Source organism: Psychrobacter sp. TAE2020 (assembly GCF_018919485.1).
GTDB lineage: Bacteria > Pseudomonadota > Gammaproteobacteria > Pseudomonadales > Moraxellaceae > Psychrobacter.
This window is the reverse complement of sequence record NZ_JAHLMU010000001.1, coordinates 1,981,493-2,000,812: the sequence shown is the minus strand read 5'-3', so window position 1 is coordinate 2,000,812 and position 19,320 is coordinate 1,981,493. Positions and strand designations below refer to the sequence as shown.

General features: G+C 41.3%; 15 protein-coding genes and 2 tRNA genes. 15 read left to right on the top strand and 2 right to left on the bottom strand.

Annotation, left to right across the window (positions count from 1 at the left end; all coding sequences use genetic code 11):
- Window positions 1-372: 372 nt before the first annotated feature.
- The 14 genes from tpiA (at window position 373) to KPY62_RS08065 (ending at window position 15,268) form a co-directional block, all read left to right on the top strand.
- Window positions 373-1,179 (top strand): triose-phosphate isomerase, encoded by an 807-nt coding sequence (gene tpiA, locus KPY62_RS08130; RefSeq protein ID WP_216581551.1) that lies wholly within the window; start codon window positions 373-375, stop codon window positions 1,177-1,179.
- Between the two features lie 351 nt (window positions 1,180-1,530).
- The gene (gene secG, locus KPY62_RS08125; protein ID WP_201617119.1) at window positions 1,531-1,839 is read left to right on the top strand and encodes a preprotein translocase subunit SecG; all 309 of its coding nucleotides are present in this window, start codon (window positions 1,531-1,533) and stop codon (window positions 1,837-1,839) included.
- A gap of 276 nt (window positions 1,840-2,115) precedes the next feature.
- Window positions 2,116-2,200: transfer RNA gene (locus tag KPY62_RS08120), tRNA-Leu, on the top strand.
- A 123-nt stretch (window positions 2,201-2,323) separates the two neighbouring features.
- A tRNA-Met gene (locus KPY62_RS08115) sits at window positions 2,324-2,400 on the top strand.
- A 383-nt stretch (window positions 2,401-2,783) separates the two neighbouring features.
- Window positions 2,784-3,299 (top strand): ribosome maturation factor RimP, encoded by a 516-nt coding sequence (rimP, locus tag KPY62_RS08110; protein ID WP_201623457.1) that lies wholly within the window; start codon window positions 2,784-2,786, stop codon window positions 3,297-3,299.
- A gap of 296 nt (window positions 3,300-3,595) precedes the next feature.
- Window positions 3,596-5,080, top strand: coding sequence for a transcription termination factor NusA (gene nusA, locus KPY62_RS08105; protein ID WP_216581550.1), 1,485 nt, complete (start codon window positions 3,596-3,598; stop codon window positions 5,078-5,080).
- 150 nt (window positions 5,081-5,230) lie between these two features.
- Complete coding sequence (gene infB / locus KPY62_RS08100; RefSeq protein ID WP_216581549.1) at window positions 5,231-7,963, top strand: translation initiation factor IF-2; 2,733 nt, start codon at window positions 5,231-5,233, stop codon at window positions 7,961-7,963.
- 172 nt (window positions 7,964-8,135) lie between these two features.
- Window positions 8,136-8,540 (top strand): ribosome-binding factor A, encoded by a 405-nt coding sequence (locus tag KPY62_RS08095; protein WP_201623460.1) that lies wholly within the window; start codon window positions 8,136-8,138, stop codon window positions 8,538-8,540.
- A gap of 32 nt (window positions 8,541-8,572) precedes the next feature.
- The gene (truB, locus tag KPY62_RS08090) at window positions 8,573-9,640 is read left to right on the top strand and encodes a tRNA pseudouridine(55) synthase TruB (RefSeq protein WP_216581548.1); all 1,068 of its coding nucleotides are present in this window, start codon (window positions 8,573-8,575) and stop codon (window positions 9,638-9,640) included.
- A gap of 373 nt (window positions 9,641-10,013) precedes the next feature.
- Window positions 10,014-10,175, top strand: a complete 162-nt coding sequence (locus KPY62_RS08085; protein ID WP_216581547.1) for a hypothetical protein — start codon at window positions 10,014-10,016, stop codon at window positions 10,173-10,175.
- Window positions 10,176-10,363: 188 nt separating this feature from the next.
- Window positions 10,364-10,537 (top strand): hypothetical protein, encoded by a 174-nt coding sequence (locus KPY62_RS08080; RefSeq protein ID WP_216581546.1) that lies wholly within the window; start codon window positions 10,364-10,366, stop codon window positions 10,535-10,537.
- Between the two features lie 513 nt (window positions 10,538-11,050).
- On the top strand, window positions 11,051-11,317 hold the full coding sequence (rpsO, locus tag KPY62_RS08075; RefSeq protein ID WP_201623464.1) for a 30S ribosomal protein S15: 267 nt from the start codon (window positions 11,051-11,053) through the stop codon (window positions 11,315-11,317).
- A 483-nt stretch (window positions 11,318-11,800) separates the two neighbouring features.
- On the top strand, window positions 11,801-13,915 hold the full coding sequence (gene pnp, locus KPY62_RS08070) for a polyribonucleotide nucleotidyltransferase (RefSeq protein ID WP_201623465.1): 2,115 nt from the start codon (window positions 11,801-11,803) through the stop codon (window positions 13,913-13,915).
- A 432-nt stretch (window positions 13,916-14,347) separates the two neighbouring features.
- Entirely contained in the window at window positions 14,348-15,268 is a 921-nt protein-coding gene (locus tag KPY62_RS08065; RefSeq protein WP_216581545.1) for a glutaminase, read from the top strand.
- A gap of 225 nt (window positions 15,269-15,493) precedes the next feature.
- On the opposite strand, the gene KPY62_RS08060 is transcribed toward KPY62_RS08065, so the two are convergent.
- Complete coding sequence (locus KPY62_RS08060; RefSeq protein WP_216581544.1) at window positions 15,494-16,666, bottom strand: flavin monoamine oxidase family protein; 1,173 nt, start codon at window positions 16,664-16,666, stop codon at window positions 15,494-15,496.
- A 67-nt stretch (window positions 16,667-16,733) separates the two neighbouring features.
- On the bottom strand, window positions 16,734-17,417 hold the full coding sequence (locus KPY62_RS08055) for a cupin domain-containing protein (RefSeq protein WP_216581543.1): 684 nt from the start codon (window positions 17,415-17,417) through the stop codon (window positions 16,734-16,736).
- A 252-nt stretch (window positions 17,418-17,669) separates the two neighbouring features.
- Here KPY62_RS08055 and KPY62_RS08050 point away from each other — a divergent pair, with 252 nt between their 5' ends.
- Window positions 17,670-18,662, top strand: a complete 993-nt coding sequence (locus KPY62_RS08050) for a LysR substrate-binding domain-containing protein (protein WP_216581542.1) — start codon at window positions 17,670-17,672, stop codon at window positions 18,660-18,662.
- The last annotated feature ends 658 nt before the right edge of the window (window positions 18,663-19,320 follow it).

The following is a 19,320-nucleotide window of genomic DNA, read 5'->3' as shown; positions in this document are numbered from 1 at the left end:
GTGCTTTTAACTAACTCATATAGCAACTGACTCAGATAAAGCTATAGGCAAATATTAGACACAATATTAGAACTGGTATTATATAAATACATGCAAGAAACATGACAGTTTATAGCAGCAAGTATCGGCTCAGTTTTTGAGCTAATATGTTTTATAGTCAGTATCAGTATCAGTGAACCATATAAGCGATCTGCAGTAATTTCTCTAGAGTGATTCATACTAAAAACCGCTGATAACCGCTAACCACCTTACAAACCCCTGAGTTATATCTCGGCATCGTTACACTAGGCTATAGCAGTTGATAAATATTTGTTATACTGGCGCGCATACAGGTCAAATCGACGATGATACGTGACAGAAGGTAGATGAGTGATGCAAGCTTGGGTAATTGGAAACTGGAAACAAAATCCGGCCACGAATAATGATGTTAATAAGCTATTAGATAGTCTATTAGCTGTAAACGATACTGCCTCTACTAGCACAGCACAATGCCAACTAATGGTCGCGCCTAGTTGTGTGCATCTTGCCACAGTTAGTGCACGCTTGCAGGGTACCTCGATGTTATGTGCGGCACAAAATATTAGTGCTCATAGCGATAGTACTGGTGCTTATACTGGCGATTGCTCAGCGCAGCAAGTCGCTGATGCTGGTGCTACATGGACAATATTGGGGCACTCAGAGCGTCGTCAATATCACCGAGAATCTAATGACACCCTTATAAGTAAACTCTGTCATGCACTTACGCAAAATTTAGGTGCCGTGTTGTGCGTGGGTGAGACTCAAGAACAATATGATGCGCAACAGACTTTTGCAGTGCTTGATGAGCAATTAGCGGTCGTCAAAGACTTACTAACACAGCCAGTTTTGGAAGGTGATTCATCGCTGAGCTTAGCTGAGAGATTAATCATTGCCTATGAACCAGTTTGGGCGATAGGTACAGGTAAAGTGCCTACCGTTGCTGAAGTGACGGCTACTCATGCTTATATTAAGCAAACCTTAGCAAGTTTTGATACTAGCTTACCTGAGTTTGCGGTATTATATGGCGGTAGTGTCAATGCAGACAATGCTGATAGTTTTGCTGGTAGCCCTATGATTAATGGGGCGCTAGTTGGTGGGGCTGCATTGAAATCTGAGAGTTTTATGGCAATCGCTGCAGCCTTCAATCACGCTAAAGCCTAAGTTGCTCATTTCAATGAATAACTCCCAATTGGGGTACGGTTACCTAAGTTAGGTGATTGCGCAATAATAAGTCGATAAAAGTCACTTTAATAGTACCCTTGCAATCGTGTACAATGCGCCTTATTTAAACAACCTAGTTTTTAGCAAGCCTAACTTTTATAAAGGATAGCTTGTAGAAACCATGGTTTTATAAAGTCTAGTGCCATAAGGCTTTTTTATGGGCTTGGTTTTATTAGCGTTAAAAATTGCTTAGCTGCTAACTGGGTTTTTAACAAGCTTAGCTCGCTGTTATTATTAATTGAAGATTTAATTTCCGTTATCAGTCGTCATCAGGCGGCAAAAGAGGCCAGCATGTTTACGTTTATATTAGCCCTGCACATCATAGTGGCGATTGCCATGATTGGCTTGATTTTGATTCAGCATGGCAAAGGGGCAGACGCTGGGGCTTCTTTTGGGGCAGGTTCCTCGGGTACCGTATTCGGTGCTGCTGGTACTGCAAACTTTTTGACTCGCGCTACTGCGGTGTTAACGGTGGTGTTTTTTATTACTAGTATGACTCTGGCTGTGCATGCCCGCAAACAAGCAGAAGATCAGTTTCGTTTAGATGCACCAGTGTCAGCACCACAGACCCCACGTCCACTCACTCAGAATCCACAGTAATTAACGTGCTTGGCTTGGCTTATACAAGCATTGGACGGTATTAAATTAGGGTTTATTCTAAAGTTACGGTCATTTTTGTTTAAAGCCTTGCTATTTCGCCAAGTTCGTTTTACAATGCTCTCCTGTTTTCAGAGCTCAGCAGTTAGGATTACCATAGAAGCGTATAATAATATTACTTTTACTTCTATATGATTCGATGTCATCCTCATGACAGTATTTGCAGCTGATACCTACTCTAAAAGCAGTTAGCATATTTTACACAGTACTTAGCAGTAAGCGATTGTGGTGGAATTGGTAGACACGCCATCTTGAGGGGGTGGTGGCGCAAGCTGTGGGGGTTCAAGTCCCCCCAATCGCACCAAATTTTGACGTGGCATAGCGTCAATAAAGGCAGCAAATTGATAGAAGCGTTAGTTTGAAAGTTTATTTAAAATAAACGTTGACACTTCTATAAAAACTACCTATAATATGCATTCTAAATTGTTGCGGGGTGGAGCAGTCTGGTAGCTCGTCGGGCTCATAACCCGAAGGTCGTTGGTTCAAATCCAGCCCCCGCTACCACTTTTTTTAATACTGATTGTTGTACACTAAATTCTCAGTGTAAATTAGCCCACCATCATGTTTGTGGGTTTTTTTGTACCTGTTAGTCTGTATTACCGCGGTATCTATCTACTTATGTTAAGCTCTAAATCCACAGAGTACGACGATCATCACTATAGCGTAGTGAATGGACCATAGCATTCAGCTCTCTTTCGATTACTTACCGCATGAGTCATTTTTTGTTATAAACTATCTGTTGTAAACTTTTAAACGAGCGCAATATACAATGGAAGTAACTTAATAAAAAAATTTGCGCTAAAAATTAGTTAATGAAAGATAGTAATGTTAAATAAACTAGATTAAGCGATTAGATTAATAAGCAAATAGGAAAATATAAATAAATTATGAAACTTTCGACTAAAGTTGCAGAGTTAACTAATATTATTGCTCCAGCAGTAGCGGCATGCGATGTCGCACTGTGGGGCGTAGAATTTGTACCGCAAGGCCGTCGTTCATTGCTGCGTATCTATATTGAAGCTTTGCCTGAAGAGCAAGCGGAAGATAAGCAAGTAACTATCGAAAACTGTGCTGCGGTAAATCATCAAGTAAGTGGGATTCTAGAAGTTCACGATCCTATCGCTGGTGAGTATATTTTAGAAGTATCTTCACCTGGTTTTGATCGGGCGTTTTTCTCAGAAGAGCAAATGCGTGGCTATATTGGCGAAAACGTCAGCTTACGTTTGATACAAGCTATAGGTGAAGGCGATAAGAAGCGCCGTAAAGTCACTGGTAAGCTAGACAGTATGGATAGCTCATCACTACAGCTTACCGCTACTGATAACGAAACATTTGAAATTGACTTTAGTAACATTGATAAAGCTAATTTAATTTTTGAAGATACACCTTTTATCAATGCTTAATGATAGTTTCTGAAAGATTCGGTTAGTTATTAGTAGGTGAATTAGTACTGCTTAACAGAGTACTTCGGCTTAAACACTAAGTATTAGCGTTACCTTATAAGACTAGAAGGGTGTTAGCTGAGCAATTCTCTAGCTAACCCCTACTGCATAGCTATACAGGTATTAATAAATAATTGAAAGCAGTAGCTTAAAGTATTGTAAATTGTTAAATAGCCTATGGCTTGCGGTAACCACATAACGTTAGTACATAAATTATAAAATCTAAGCCAATTATAAAATGATAGGACGGGCATAGTATGAGTCGTGAAATTTTAACGGTAGTAGAAACCGTCAGTAATGAAAAGGGCTTAAATCCTGAAGATATCTTTGAAGCTATAGAAGACGCTTTAGTGGTTTCTACTAAGAAAAAAGTATACACCGAACAGCCAGAAGTAGCCGTACGTGTAGCTATTAACCGTGAGACTGGTGACTATGATACTTATCGTTACTGGACGGTAGTTGCTGATGAAGATCATGAGATGCCTGCTTGTCAATTAGCTATTACTGATCTTGATCAAGAACAATGGTCAATTGGTGATGTTAAAGAAGAGCAAATCGAATCGATCGAATTTGGTCGTATTGCGGCTACTCAAGCTAAGCAAGTTATCATCCAAAAAATCCGTGAAGCCGAACGTGCTTTAGTAGCAGATGCTTTTGAGCCACGCGTTGGCGAGATGATGTACGGCGAAGTCAAAAAACAAACCCGAGATGGTTATATTGTTGATTTGGGTGATAATGCTGAAGGCTATCTCTCTCGCGATCAAATGTTGCCGCGTGAACAGCTACGAGTAAAATCACGTATTAACGCTATTCTTTATCATGTGAATCGTGAAAACCGTGGCGCACAGTTATTGTTATCGCGTACTCATCCTGAAATGCTATCCGCTTTAATGCAAAAAGAAGTACCTGAGATTGCTGAGCAAATTATTGAGATTCGTAATGTCGCTCGCCTGCCTGGGACTCGTGCTAAAATATCAGTGAAAACCAACGATCATCGTATTGATCCAGTCGGTGCTTGTATTGGTATGCGTGGTACTCGTATTCAAGCAGTACAGCAAGAGCTTGATGGTGAGCGTATCGACGTCGTAGTTTGGTCAGATGATCCTGCACAATTCATCATTAGCTCGCTTGAGCCTGCTGATGTTAGTAGTATTATTTTAGATGAAGATACTAAGACTGCTGATATCGTCTTTAGTACTAATGATCAGTTAGCTCGTGCTATTGGCTCACAAGGTCAAAACGTTCGTCTAGCTTCTGAGCTGACCGGTTATAAGCTCAATATGATGCTAGAAGAAGAATATCAACAGCGTCAGAAAAATGAAACTAAAGCCTTTATCGATCTGTTCTATGAACGCTTAGAAGTAGATCAAGATTTAGCGCAAGCATTAGTTGATATCGGTTTTACTAGCATTGAAGAAGTCGCTTATGTACCAGTCGACACTTTTTATGATATTGATGGCCTAGACGATGAAGCTATCGATATGATTCAAGAACGTGCTAAAGAAGTCGTTATAGCTGACGAGTTAGTTAAACAACAGAACATGAAAGAGCCTAGTCAAGAACTACAAGATCTTGAAGGTATGACAGTAAGTTGGGCCTATAAAATGGCGCAAAAAGATATCATTACCGTCGATGATTTAGCTGAGCAAGCGGTATTTGATTTAGAAGATATTGAAGGCTTAGATACTGAAACAGCCGGCAAGCTCATCATGAAGGCTCGGGAATCTTGGTTCAATGAATAGGCGCTAACTGCATATCGCTGTCTTTTGGTGGTATGCTAGCGATTATTAAAAGCTAATAAAGGGTAAAACCAATATCAGCTTTAGCGCAATCATTTGTAGCCAACAACTGAATTGAACATATAGCAAACAATAGACAGTAGGTGATAATAAATGGCAGATAAGACCGTCAAAGAACTGGCAGATATGGTAGGCAAAACCGCTAGTGCTGTACAACAGCAACTACAGGATGCTGGGCTGCCCGCTCGAAACGAAGGTGATCCAGTCACTGAAGTTGAGCAAGAGAAGCTGGTGGCGTATTTAAAACAAAGTCATGGTCAGCAAGACAAGCGTCGTATTAGTCTAAAATCTAAGACGACTAGTATTGCTCGCGTGACTGGCTCTTCAGGCAAATCTAAGAGTGTCAATGTTGAAGTACGTAAAAAGAAAGTCTTTGATAAGCCTGATCCAGAGAAGATGGCTGAAGAATTAGCTGCGCGTGAGCAAGCGATGATTGAGTCGCAAACTCGTGCCGCTAAAGACTTAGAAGAGCGCTCTGAAGCTAAGAGAAAGTCTGAAGAACGTCAAGCTGCTACTTTAGCTGCTATGCGTACTAGTCTTGGTTCTAGCAAAAGCTCATCAGGCAAAAGTGCGAAAGTTGCTAATTCTTCAGTAGTAGTCAAAAAAGGTGGCAAAGCTACCGTTGAGATTATCACTAAAGAAAAAGAGAAAGAGAAGAAGAAAGTAGCAGCTACTAAGCCAAAAGTTGAAACAGCTATTGAGCGTAAAGTTCGTGAGACCCGCGAAGTAGAAGAAAATCGTTTGCGTCAAATCGAAACAGAAACTCGTCAAGCGCAAGCTAAAGAGGCGCAAAAGCGTACTCTTGAGCAGATGCGTAAAATGGCTGGTAAATATACCGATCAGCCAGTTGCTGAAGTTCGTAAAGACGAACCATTGGCCGAAGGTCTAGTGGGTGATGCGCTAGAAGAGTCGTTCGAAAAAGAGCGTCGTGAAATCAAGCGTGGAGCCAATAGTACTGGTGCTCGTGGTCGTCGTCGTAAGAACCAAGATGAGCGTGAGATCAAAAACCGTAAGAACGGTTTGCGTTCAGCACAAGCAGGTCAGCATAAATTTGAAAAACCAGTCGAAAAAATTATCTATGACGTTGAGATTAGCGAACAAATTGCTGTAGCAGATCTAGCTCAGCGTATGGCCGTTAAAGCTCGCGAAGTTACTAAATTGCTTATGAAAATGGGCGAGATTGTTACTGATTCAGATACTATTGATCAAGCGACAGCTAGTCTAATTGTAGAAGAGATGGGTCATAACCCAGTATTAGTAAGCGATACTAAAGTTGAAGATGATTTACATGATGCAGTTGATGAGCGTAGCAGTAACGTACAAACACGCCCACCAGTCGTTACTATCATGGGTCATGTCGATCACGGTAAGACTTCATTACTAGATAAGATTCGTGAAACCAAAGTCGCCACTGGCGAAGCTGGCGGTATTACTCAGCACATCGGTGCTTATCATGTAAAAACCAATCGCGGTGTTATTACTTTCCTTGATACTCCAGGTCACGCCGCCTTTAGTGCAATGCGTTCACGTGGTGCACAAGCGACAGACATCGTAGTATTAGTAGTTGCCGCTGATGATGGCATGATGCCACAGACTGAAGAAGCTATTGATCACGCCCGTGCTGCTGGTACGCCGATTATCGTAGCTATTAACAAGATGGATAAGCCTAGTGCTGATCCGGATCGTGTATTAAATGAATTGACTGCTAAGCAAGTAATTTCGGAAGAGTGGGGCGGCGATACTCCAATGGCTCGTATCTCAGCCAAGACTGGTGAAGGTATTGATGAGCTATTAGAATATATCAGCTTAACCGCTGAGCTAATGGAGCTTGAAGCGCCATTAGATGGTGCTGCGCAAGGTGTGGTTATTGAATCAAGACTTGAAAAAGGTCGTGGTCCGGTAGCTAGCGTACTAGTCAAAAAAGGTACTCTGAAACAAGGCGATTTAGTATTAGCTGGTGAGTATTATGGCCGTGTACGTGCCATGGTTGATGAACACGGTAAGCGTATTCAGACCGCAGGTCCTTCTATTCCTGTTGAGATCTTAGGATTACCTGATACCCCTGCAGCTGGTAGCGAGTTCTTAGTCGTAACTGATGAGAAAAAAGCCCGCGAAGTGGCAGACTTTAGAGCCAATCGTGAGCGTGAGCAGCAACTTGATCGTCAGAACAAAATGCGCTTAGAGAGTATGTTTGAGCAAATGGAACAAGGTGATGTGTCGTTCTTGAACATCGTTCTAAAAACCGATGTTCGTGGTTCGCTAGAAGCATTACTATCAGCCCTAAATGATTTGTCTACTGATGAAGTCAAAGTCAGAGTTATCAGTTCAGGTGTTGGTCCAATCTCTGAATCTGATGTTAGTCTCGCTGAATCTAGCGAAGCGGTATTATTAGGCTTCAACGTTCGTGCCGATACTACTGCACGCCGTAAAGCAGATGCTGCTGATATGGATATTCGTTATTACAGCGTTATCTATGGCTTGATTGATGATGTTAAAGCGGCTATGAGTGGCCTATTGGCACCAGAGCATCGTGAGAAAATCTTAGGTGTTGCGGATGTTCGTGAAGTGTTCCGCTCTAGTAAATTCGGTGCGGCGGCTGGTTGCATGGTGGTCGAAGGTACGATCTATCGTAACAAACCTATCCGTGTACTACGTAATGACCAAGTTATTTTCACCGGTCAATTACAATCATTACGTCGTTATAAAGAAGACGTCAATGAAGTACGTACTGGTATGGAATGTGGTCTAGCGGTTCGTGGTTATGACGTAGAAGCCGGCGATAAGATTGAAGTCTTTGAGATTCAAGAAGTCGAACGTACTATCTAAACCGACTGCTTAAGCATGCTATAAGCCTAATCCGCTGAATATACATCGCATTGCTTACTAATATCATGATGTATAGAGGCCTAACAGGTTAATCCTGCTAGGCCTTTTTTATGGTCACTTAACCCTTTATAGTATTAGCAATAATAAAACTTATTAGAATTAGGATAATAAAATGAATCAACGTCTACAACGCTTAGCTGATCAAATCCAGCGTGAACTCGCTGTGCTTATTCGTGATGAAGTCAATGATCCACGCTTGACTGGTTTCGTCACTATTTCTAGTGTAAAAGTCAGTCCCGATCTTGGCTATGCTGATGTCTATGTCACTATAATGGAACCTGGTCTTAATGACTCTATGACTATCACTAATCATGAAGAAAGTGTGAAAGTCCTTAATAATGCAGCTGGATTTTTGCGTACTGAGTTGAGTCATAGTCTCAAAACTCGTACTACGCCACGTCTGCGTTTTCATTATGATGAAGTCACTGCTCGTGGTAACTATATGATGGATCTAATCAGTAAGGCCGTTACTAAAACGGAGCAAAACGAAACTGATGAGCAAGAAACACAAGAGTAAATATTAGAGTATCCTTAAGAGCAAAAACTATTATGTCTACAGTCTCTAACAAAGTTGATCAGCCGCAAGCTGCTAAACAGCCAGTCAGTAAGCAAAAGGTATCTGGGGTAATCTTAATCGATAAACCTATAGGTATGACTTCGCAGCAAGTAGTATCGAAGGTCAAGTATCTGTTTAAGTCAGCTAGTCATGACAGCAAAAAAGCTGGTCATACTGGTACCCTTGATCCAATGGCTACTGGCTTGCTACCTATTTGCTTAGGAGAGGCGACTAAATTTAGTCATTATCAGTTAGATGCTGATAAGGGCTATCAAGCCACTATATTATTAGGTAGCCAGACAGATACCGGTGACGCTGATGGCAAAGTAACCGCTGAAATGGCTGTTGCGGAGATTGATGAAGCCCAGCTAAATAATATCGCTAAGCAGTTTATGGGAGCACAGCAGCAAATCCCACCGATGTACTCTGCATTAAAAAAAGATGGCAAAAAGCTTTATGAATATGCCCGTGCAGGTATAGAAGTTGAGCGGTCACCTAGAGATATTATTATCAAGGCACTAACTTTGACAGTGCTTGATCCGCAACATCTGCAACTGACGGTTACTTGTACTAAAGGCACTTATGTTCGAGTATTAGGTGAAGATATCGCCAAAGCGCTAGGCACCTTAGGGCATTTAGTTGCGCTAAGACGCTTACAAGTGGGTAAGTTCTCTATTGCGCAAGCCATGAGCTTGCCAGAGTTAGAGCAATTGGCATTTGACGAAAGGTTTGAGCCGTTATTAGCGATCGATGCGTGTGTCGATATTGATGCTGAATTAATTTTGGACTCTGAGCAATGCGAGCGCATAAAGATGGGTCAGCGTCTAAACGTCATTGAGCAGTTGACACCCACCTTACAACAATATATTTCTAGTAATATCCAGCAGGGCGTGCAGCTAACTGATGCAGTTACTACAGATATAGAAGCAGACAATGCTGATGTTGCAGAGTATGAATTGGCTGTTGATATTCGCTTAATCGATGATAACTATCAATTCTTAGGTCTAGGAGCGGTCAGTCTTAATGGACGCTTGCAGCCTAAAAAGATTATTCATCGCTAATCGGTAGCTATAGTTAACCTAATCGCCATACCTTTTACTAGGGTATTACACTAGTCACATAACGTCACATTTAATTGCAGGTTTCACCTATGGTGGAATCTGCTTTTTTTATATATTTATTGAGTAAGCTAAGAATAATTAAGTAAGCTAAGAAAAAGCTAATTAATAAAAGCGTAACTCACTTCAAGAGTTAACAAGATAAATAGTGATTATCCATTGATTAAAAAGTGATCATTAGTTATAAACGTTCGAATCACAAAGTGTTTTTAAAGCTGTATCTTAAAATAACATTTAGTTAAGTTGGATTTTTATAGCTATGCTTTTTATATCAGCACTTTGATAACAAGAGTTTCCCAATAATAAGGAATTTACTATGGCACAGCCTAATCCAAACGATACCAAACTTGAGCAACAACGTTCTGACGCTGCTGAAGCTTCGTTAAAGAATCAAACAGAAGGTAACTCTACTGAAGATAGCGAAGCGGCGGCAGATCGTATCGCTGAAAATGCTAAAGACAGTAAACAACAAAAGTAACAGTTAACTTTTTATAGTACTAAAGATGCTAACTATGATGGTTAGCATTTTTAGTATTAGCCTTACGATCATTTATAGTTCCTTCATAAATAGTTCCTTCATAAGTTGTAGGCTCTAATAGCTAGTCACTAACCCTTATTTATGAGCTATTGAGGTCATTACAATTTTAATGGATTAGGAGAGTTCAGATGAACAAGCCTCAAAAAGATATGGATCAGCAAGAACAACAGATACAGCGATTAGCTGATGATATTGACCCTAGTGGAGACATTGCTCCTGATAGTCTTGCTGAAGCAACAACTGCTCCTTTAAGCGATGATGCATTAGGCGGCAATGCTACTGAAGATGATGTTAAAAGATAATAGTAACTTAATTTTTCAATTATTTAGTCTTAATTGCAATAAATGTTTAAAGCTTGTGATGGGTAGTGAGTAGTTGCCACTTTATTATTTGCATGCATTAATTCATACTATAGTTAGACATTTATTTAAATTTTAGATAATTTTTTAGCCTAAAGCTATAGTCTATATGACCTTATTAATCTTACTAATAGTGCTAACTATACGGTTACTAGTAGTGTGTTATTGACTAAAGGGCTACTAAAAGTATTAGTGAAAACTACTGTTAGTTGAGTGGTTTTTTGCTATACTTGCGCCAAGCTACGGTAAGCGTTTTTTAATAGTTGTCACTATAATATTGTCACTATGAGAAACGTCTGCTGAGCTCACAAACAGCGTTTACGGTTCACTAGGTCAACTCTAGTAATGCAGGGTTATCCTGAATGGACAGTAAGCTATTTTTATTACCCTATTGTTCTACAACTATTCAAATAAATTGAAAATCTTGTAGAGCCTTTAGCATTGCTGGAGAAATTTATGTTAACTAATACTGATCGTGAAGCTATCATTGCCCAATACCAACGTGGCGAAAACGATACTGGATCCCCTGAAGTACAAGTTGCTTTATTAAGCGCGCGTATTAACGATCTACAAAACCATTTTAAAGCTCACAAAGCGGATCATCATAGTCGTCGTGGTCTTATTCGTATGGTTAATACTCGTCGTAAATTACTTGATTACCTAAAAGGTAAAGATTTAGGTCGTTATAGTACTTTGATTAGCCAATTAGGTCTACGTCGTTAATTCAACGCCTGTTGAATAAAAGAGTAGGGCGTCGATAATACTTAAGGTAAATTATGTTGTTATTGATGCCAGATAGTAGCTATTAGTAATTTAAAAACGGTGTGGAATAGTTTCACGCCGTTTTTTTATGGATATTCGATTATTGAACATTATTCAACTATCTCAGAAAAATAACTCATATATGCAGTTTTGCAATTAATTGGTCAAGGGCTATAAATCCCTGTAAAATAGGCCACGATATAGAAGTTATAAGCATAGCAATAGGTATTATAGTTGCCTACAGCAAAACAGAATACAGTACTAGATAGCCCTATATAGTCCTACGTAGATATATACAGACATAGATGTGGTAGCGATGACTCTTAGCTCTTTGGTGATTGTCCTACAGTAATTAACACATAATAATGAACTTTTAACGACTAATAACAGACTATTTATAGTGCTGTTGTTATTTTAGTCAGTCAACATTAGGAAAAAACTTATATGACAATGTTTAATACTATTACTCGTGAATTCCAGTACGGCGATCAACTAGTCGTTTTAGAAACTGGTCGCATAGCGCGTCAAGCTAACTCTATTATGGTTCATATGGGCGGCGTTTCTGTCCTAGTAGCAGCAGTCGTAAAATCTGAAGCTAGAGAAGGTCAGAACTTCTTTCCATTAACCGTTAACTATCAAGAAAAAATGTATGCCGCTGGTAAGATTCCAGGTGCTTATGGCAAACGCGAAGGTCGTGCGAGTGAATTCGAAACTTTAACCTCACGTCTAATTGACCGTCCTATTCGTCCATTATTCCCAGAAGGTTATTTGAACGAAATTCAGATTACCGCTACTGTTGTATCATCAGACAAAACTCAAAACGCTGATATCGCCGCTCTAATCGGTGCTTCAGCTGCATTAGCTATTTCTGATGCCCCATTCAATGGTCCTGTCGCTGGTGCACGTGTAGGCTTTATCAATGGCGAATACGTTCTTAACCCAACTATCGAGCAGCTTAAAGAAAGTGATCTTGACTTGATCGTTGCTGGTACAAAATCTGCAGTATTGATGGTTGAATCTGAAGCGGCAGAACTATCAGAAGATCAAATGTTAGGTGCGGTATTATATGGCCATCAACAACAGCAAATCGTTATTGATAACATCATCTCATTAGCAGCAGAAGTCGGTACTGCTAAACAACAATTCACTGCGCCTAAGCATGATGAAGCGTTAGAGAAAGGTATGAAGGAGCAGTTCGGCGCGCAAGTTGCTGACGCTTATACCCTTACTGATAAGCAACAGCGTTACGCTAAACTTGACGAAGTTAGACAAGCCGCTATCGATGCGCTTGCTGGTGATGCTGAGTCAGACAGTTATAGTAGCAACGTGTCTGAGCTTAAAGAAATCTATAACGATCTAAAATATCGTACCGTTCGTGACAACATCCTATCTGGTAAGCCACGTATCGATGGTCGTGATTTAGAAACTGTTCGCGCTATTGATGTGCAAGTAGGGGTATTGCCGTTCACTCATGGTTCAGCACTATTCACTCGTGGTGAGACCCAAGCGTTGGTAACTACTACTCTAGGTAACAGCCGTGACGTCAACATGATTGACTCGTTAGCGGGTACTATTCGTGACCATTTCATGCTGCATTATAACTTCCCGCATTTCTCAGTAGGTGAGACTGGCCGTGAAGGTATCCCTAAACGTCGCGAAATCGGTCATGGTCGTCTAGCACGCCGTGGTGTACAAGCGATGCTTCCAGATAGCGAACGCTTCCCGTATGTCATCCGTGTAGTATCAGAAATTACTGAATCAAACGGTTCGTCGTCTATGGCTTCTGTTTGTGGCGCAAGTTTGGCATTGATGGACGCTGGCGTACCAATCAAAGCACCAGTAGCTGGTATTGCGATGGGTCTAGTAAAAGAAGGCGAACGCTTTGCAGTATTGTCTGATATCTTAGGTGATGAAGATCATCTTGGTGATATGGACTTTAAAGTAGCCGGTTCAAAAGACGGTATCACTGCTTTACAGATGGATATCAAAATCGAAGGGATTACTCCAGACATCATGGAGCAAGCGCTTAAGCAAGCTCATGCTGGTCGTATTCATATCTTAGAGGCGATGAATAAAGTATTGCCTGAAAGCCGCACTGAAATCAATGCTCATGCGCCTAACTATGCAGTTATCCAAATCAATCCGGACAAAATCCGTGAAGTTATCGGTAAAGGCGGCGCAACTATCCGTCAGCTAACTGAAGAAACTGGTGCGGTTATTGATATTGATGACGGCGGTACTATCCGTATCTTTGGTGAAAACAAAGCGGCTACTAAAGCGGCTATCGGCAAAATCGAAGCTTTGACTGCTGAAGTTGAAGTAGGTAAAACTTACGAAGGTACTGTTGCTCGTATCGTTGATTTCGGTGCGTTCATTAATGTCTTACCAAATACGGATGGTTTAGTACATATCTCACAAATCGCTGAAGAGCGTGTAGAGAATGTTTCTGATTATCTAAAAGAAGGTCAAAAGGTCAATGTATTCGTACAAGACGTTGATAACCGTGGTCGCATTAAGTTGACTATGAAAGGTATTGATCAGGGTTCAACTGCTGAGTAAATGCTTTAGTCTGATATAAAAAACCGCTCTGAGCTGTTAGTTAATAGCACTCAGGGCGGTTTTTTTTGTTGTTATTTTTAGGTGATAAGTTTTAGTATAGGCATCTTATTTACGCAGGAGTTTTTAGCTATATTAATACTCTTGAGGATTTTTTAATAAAACCTTCTTTTAAATCATGTAGGTTGAGGATCGCAAGATTCGCCCAACCAATATCTGAATATTCCATAACAATGACAGGTGCCTTACCCTCAGAAGCATGAATGTATCTCTTTATTGTCATGTTGTCGTAGAATGTGGAGTCTCCAAAAGCTGCTATTTGATTCAGCTCAACCTATCCTAATAAAAATATAATTTTTCTATTATTAACCCCTTTTATTCAGTTAAGATCACTATTTTTCAATCACGCCTTAGAGATACGGTTACCCAACTAATATGCAAAAGATTCTTGATGATATTGCTGCCCAAATGGCGGCTGAAACGGATCGTGGAGAAGTGGCGGATTACATCCCGCAACTGGCGCATGTGGATCCAAACCAGTTTGGTATTGCGGTAGCGACACCTGACGGGCAAGTATATGCAGCAGGTGATGCCAGTACATTATTTTCGATCCAAAGTATCTCTAAGGTGTTTACTTTAACCATTGCTCTTGGCAAGTTAGGTGATGCGCTTTGGACCCATGTTGGCCGTGAGCCATCTGGCGACCCGTTTAACTCGATCACCATCTTGGAGTACGAATCTGGGCGACCGCGTAATCCATTTATCAATGCTGGTGCGATTGCAGTGGTAGATGCAATTATGATGGGGCATGAACCAAAAGAGATATTGGGTGAGATTCTGCAGTTTGTGCACTTTATTACAGACGATGATTCAATCCGTTTTGACCATAAAGTAGCGGCGTCTGAGATGGAGCACAGAGATCGAAATGCGGCATTAGCCCATTTCATGAAAGCCTTTGGCCATCTAAAGCACGACGTGGACAAAGTCCTAGGGGTTTATTTCCATCAATGTTCGATTGCGATGAGCTGCCAGCAGTTAGCTTGTGCTGGTCGCTTTTTGATGTCTAATGGTGTCAATCAACATACAGGGGTGAGCGTAATCAATCCACAACGGTCTCGACGGATCAATTCGTTGATGATGATGTGCGGTCATTATGATGGCTCTGGTGAGTTTGCCTACCGTGTTGGCCTACCGGGGAAAAGTGGTGTTGGTGGCGGTATTTTGACCATAGCACCAGGTAAAGGCTCAATCGCAGTATGGTCACCAGGGCTTGATCCTATAGGAAACTCCAAACTTGGGCTAAAGGCGTTAGAGCTGCTAGTACAAAAAACTGGCTGGTCGGTGTTTTCAAATTAACAGCTGGCAGTTAAGTTCGGTCAAAGGTCCTAGTGCTCGTAAGCTCCGCCCACTCTATAAGACAGTCGATACAAGGTAAAAGGTTCAATCTAGGGGTAGACAGCTTGGTCATAAACTCGCTATCAGTGCGCACAGCATAGCCTGTAAAAGCTAAACCGATTAGTCGCCTTTAATGGCATGTTTGCCTTTGGTTTTACCTAGAAACTACTAGCTATCAACTATTAGCTAGAGATCATTAGCTAAAGAAGCGGGCAAACTCTTTACGGCTACGCTGGCAGCTTCAATAGCACCAGCGGTATAACCGGGGAACTGTCGTGACCATTCACTACCGATACCAGTCAAGCACGCTGCCCAAACTCCCGATGCTGCTTTACAAGCAGGAGCTGAGGCATGTTGACCATCGCCATTAGCATCAGCAGTAGTGGCGGTGAATGGGTCTTGCGACCAATCTTTAAAATACTCTGCCTTCGGTGAGTCTGCTACTGCGCCAAACAGCCGTACTAATTGAGCACGGCAATGTGCCTTTAGCACTGCTTCAGAGACGCTTTGGCGTACAGCTGCTGACACGCCAAGGAAGCCAAATAATGCGCCATTACCGTCTATTATGGAAGCATCATGAATTTCAACTAGTGGCCCTAATGCGCTGCGAGCTTCCCCTGATAATCCTTGCTTGCGCCAAAAGGGCGTATCGTAAACGGCAAAGTATTTCGCATGAGGTGCCATCCAAGTAGCCGTTTTGCGCCATTGGCTTGCTAGCTCTGTCGGTAACGCCGGGGTAAACTCTATACTGTCTCTTACCAAGCGTGGTGGTAGCGCCAGCAGCACCTGTTGAGCTTGCCAAGTGGTCAGTTGCCCAAACGAGTTTTCACTGACAATCTCAATATATTCCGTAGTTTTATTTAGCCGAAGGACTATTTGATTAGTAATTATACTCGTGCTATCTAAGCGGCTATATAAAGCATTAATCAGTGCTGCCATGCCACCTTTTAGGCGCATTGAGGGTGATGAGCTTTTATAACCTTGGCTACGCATGGGCGGCTCATCAGCAGCGTGCTCGACCATCATGTCACCCTCTTCAAACTGAGCGAAGCTTGATAGCTGTAGCTCCTCGATAAGACTACCTAACTGCTGCTGAAAGTCAGGCCAAAACCAAGATGGGCCCAAATCAAAGCTGTCAGTACTGTTGATTAATGCTAATTCTGCTGCATTAGAGTCGGAGTGCTCAGCAGTTAATAGCTCAGCGGGTGTTTGTTGCTGAGACTGAGTAGTAACAATACGACCTCCCAGAGTAGGGCGAGCTTCTAACAGGATATAATCAATACCTTTTCGTTGTAATAATAGCGCTGCATATAAACCACTTAAACCACCGCCTACAATCGCTACGGGTACATTTTTCATCTCAAGATTTCCTTAACTAAAGCTTTAGTTAATAACTAACACTTTTAAAAATTATTGTAGGCTAAATCTACCAGCCTTGAAGACCAAAACCTTTTATATCGGCTAAATGTCCGGTCTTCAGATAGATCGTGACACCATTGCCACCAGCAGTGATGGTTGAGAGTTCAGCTACTGGTAAGCGCAGCCAACTGCCTGGTTGATAAGTCTGACCATCCTCAATCAACTCGCCCTCTAACACTAATAATTCTGCACCTGCTACTATCTCACTAGTGAATAGCAGTTGATTTGCATCCAGCTTTTGCAAGCTCACTCGTTCACTATTATCTGAGAACAAAGGACAGACTTGACCACTATCTTGCTGCTGCCAGTTTGCTGGATCTTGGGTATTGATGGCCACAGGCTGATCTTCAGCTGTAGACATCTGCCAGAGTTTAACAAAAATAACCGCACCTTCACGGCTATAAGGCCTATGACCTGAGGTTGGTGGATTACGCAAATACCAGCCAGCTGGATAATCGGTATCGTCAGCAGAAAAAGTGCCAGATAGCACCAAAATCTCCTCTCCACCGGGATGTAAATGATGGGGGAAATAAGAATCGGGGGCATAGCGCACAATACTAGTAGCCCGGGCTTTTTCGGCACCCACGCGGTCAAGCATAACGCGTTCAACGCCATTCTGTGGGGAATCAATCCAGCGGTAGTCTTCAAAGGCTAACGCTGCACGTTGTAAAAAATCGGCATTAATAAGCATAAGGTTGTTCCCAAAATAAGGTGGAAAGTGACAAACCAGCGTTATGGGAATTGCCAGCTCTGTCATTTTATAAGTAGAAGCTAGATACTTTTAAGCTAGATGCTATCTCTAAATCAGCGCCTAAAAATAGTAGCTGACGAAAAGGTATAAATACTGTGCTCGAATGGTCAACTTATCCTAAATTATCTACTGATTTACTTGTACTGACAAATCAGATAATATTTATGGCTCTAAAAGAAAATGTTTATCGCTATGACAAATCTTGTTCATTTAAATGCCTTGCGTGCTTTAGAAGCTAGTGCGCGTCATCAAAGCTTCTCTACCGCTGCTGAGGAATTAAAAGTCACACCTGCTGCGGTAGGTCAGCTGGTACGTACTTTAGAGCAATGGGTAGGGGCACCGTTGTTTTATAGGAAAACTAGTGGCAAAGCTCGATTGATAGCTACTGAAAATACTAAATTGGCTCTACCTGATATTAGGGCTGGCTTAGATAAGTTAAGTTTGGGGCTAGACAAGTTGCAGGCTGGATCAGATAGCGGGATACTTACCGTAACTGTAAGTCCAGCCTTTGCTGCTAAATGGTTATTGCCACGTATCGATAGTTTTCAGAGCAGCTGGCCAGATATCGATATGCGTTTAGACATTAGCGCTAAATCAGCTGATTTTGCCCTGCAAGCTGTTGATATAGGAGTGCGCTACGGAGCAGGGGATTGGTCAGGATTGATAAGCGAGAAGTTAATGACAGAAGATGTGTATCCTGTCTGTTCGCCACAACTATTAAAGCAGAATGGCGGGGTAGATTTAACGCAACAAACGCTCATTCATGACCTATCAATGACTGATTATAGTGGCTTGCCTTCGTGGGATGAGTGGCTTAAAAAAGCAGCTTTAATAGCAGTGGGCTTAACGGAGATAGATACCTCTCGTGGTATGCAAATTAATAATTCTGCGGCAGTGCTGCAAGCGGTTATTAACGGACATGGGGTAGCGCTGGCTCGTAGTGTTATGGCCCGTGATGATTTGGCGGCGGGCCGCTTAGTTCGACTATTCCCTGAGATTGAGTTTGTCTCTTCACTTGCTTATTATGTGGTCTATCGTCCTGAAAGCGCTGGCATACTCAAGCTACAAGCATTTCGTGATTGGTTGTTTACGCAGGCTTCAACAGATGATAGTTTTGAAATAAATAAGAATGTCGATAATGCTGGTGGCATTGAGTCGGTGATAAAAAATATTTCACAGGATTAAAAAGCGGTTACATCAATGTATAAGGAAGTTTTGATAGGTTAAATAATAGACTGCTTTGATTTATTAAAGAGAGTACTTTTTTCAGTATGTATTTTTGCCTAACGATTAAAAAATGGCTCTGATTTGCAGGGTTAGCTAACGCAAATTTTACCTAAGTTACTAGCTTAGCAACTTACGAGTAATTTGACCGTTCATCTATCCGACCAAGGGTAATTGATTGCTTACCTAAAAATCAATATGATGTAGGTCATTCAATAATTATTGAATAACCTGAGGAGTAGTTTATAAAGATCGAAGGGTTTGTAGTTCAAGCAATAGCAACCTGCCTATTAATCATTGCATTAACAGCTGCCATCATAATTAGATTAAATTTGTATCATTTTTCGGTTATATAGCAAAAATAAATAGACAGATCAAAGCCTTAGTAGGGCTTTTTTTATGTCTAAAATTAACTTCAGCGGCTGAGTGGTTAGCGGTAGGTCATGATGAAACTAAGCTTTCGCTGGTAATTGGCCCAACTAAACCAATAGCCAGCTAGCCAATGACTTTGGTGGCTACTTAGATAGTTATTTTCCTCAGCAATACTACAACAGTCATTAACGTTATAAATAACTATTATCGCAGCTGACCTCTCTACGGTTTACTTACTGTACAATTT

What these genes read in the sequence shown, in the direction of transcription:
- secG (WP_201617119.1), top strand. Translation starts at nt 1,531, where the DNA reads ATGTTTACGTTTATATTAGCCCTGCACATCATAGTGGCGATTGCCATG.
- KPY62_RS08055 (WP_216581543.1), bottom strand. Translation starts at nt 17,417, where the DNA reads ATGCTTATTAATGCCGATTTTTTACAACGTGCAGCGTTAGCCTTTGAA.
- infB (WP_216581549.1), top strand. Translation starts at nt 5,231, where the DNA reads ATGGCAGATAAGACCGTCAAAGAACTGGCAGATATGGTAGGCAAAACC.
- rpsO (WP_201623464.1), top strand. Translation starts at nt 11,051, where the DNA reads ATGTTAACTAATACTGATCGTGAAGCTATCATTGCCCAATACCAACGT.
- KPY62_RS08065 (WP_216581545.1), top strand. Translation starts at nt 14,348, where the DNA reads ATGCAAAAGATTCTTGATGATATTGCTGCCCAAATGGCGGCTGAAACG.
- KPY62_RS08085 (WP_216581547.1), top strand. Translation starts at nt 10,014, where the DNA reads ATGGCACAGCCTAATCCAAACGATACCAAACTTGAGCAACAACGTTCT.
- tpiA (WP_216581551.1), top strand. Translation starts at nt 373, where the DNA reads ATGCAAGCTTGGGTAATTGGAAACTGGAAACAAAATCCGGCCACGAAT.
- nusA (WP_216581550.1), top strand. Translation starts at nt 3,596, where the DNA reads ATGAGTCGTGAAATTTTAACGGTAGTAGAAACCGTCAGTAATGAAAAG.
- KPY62_RS08095 (WP_201623460.1), top strand. Translation starts at nt 8,136, where the DNA reads ATGAATCAACGTCTACAACGCTTAGCTGATCAAATCCAGCGTGAACTC.
- truB (WP_216581548.1), top strand. Translation starts at nt 8,573, where the DNA reads ATGTCTACAGTCTCTAACAAAGTTGATCAGCCGCAAGCTGCTAAACAG.
- KPY62_RS08080 (WP_216581546.1), top strand. Translation starts at nt 10,364, where the DNA reads ATGAACAAGCCTCAAAAAGATATGGATCAGCAAGAACAACAGATACAG.
- pnp (WP_201623465.1), top strand. Translation starts at nt 11,801, where the DNA reads ATGACAATGTTTAATACTATTACTCGTGAATTCCAGTACGGCGATCAA.
- KPY62_RS08060 (WP_216581544.1), bottom strand. Translation starts at nt 16,666, where the DNA reads ATGAAAAATGTACCCGTAGCGATTGTAGGCGGTGGTTTAAGTGGTTTA.
- KPY62_RS08050 (WP_216581542.1), top strand. Translation starts at nt 17,670, where the DNA reads ATGACAAATCTTGTTCATTTAAATGCCTTGCGTGCTTTAGAAGCTAGT.
- rimP (WP_201623457.1), top strand. Translation starts at nt 2,784, where the DNA reads ATGAAACTTTCGACTAAAGTTGCAGAGTTAACTAATATTATTGCTCCA.